Source organism: Henriciella marina (assembly GCF_027213945.1).
GTDB classification, from domain to species: Bacteria; Pseudomonadota; Alphaproteobacteria; order Caulobacterales; family Hyphomonadaceae; genus Henriciella; species Henriciella marina_A.
The window spans coordinates 1-263 of sequence record NZ_JAPWGW010000054.1; the positions used below are offsets into that span (position 1 = coordinate 1).

Below are 263 nucleotides of genomic sequence, written 5' to 3' on the forward strand. Positions count from 1 at the left end.
TAATAACCGCATATCTAGCATGAGGTGTGACATAACGTATAATTCAGCACCCTCACTAGAGATAGATACTTGGGTACTCTTAACCCTTTTATGATGTTCTAAATCATAACTTCCAAACTTTGATGGATTACCATCAAGTTCTCTTGCTAACCATAAAAAGCAATCGTATGGATCTTTACACTTTTGCGAGGTTCTTCGCTGATTGTTTACTGAATATTCAATTACAAAGTCCCATCGATATTCATGCTCATTAATATCGACAC

1 protein-coding gene is annotated in these 263 nt (G+C 35.7%); it reads right to left on the reverse strand.

Annotated elements, in window-relative coordinates; all coding sequences use genetic code 11:
* On the reverse strand, window positions 1–263 hold a 263-nt coding region (locus tag O4G74_RS16150; protein WP_269403536.1), incomplete at both ends, for a hypothetical protein.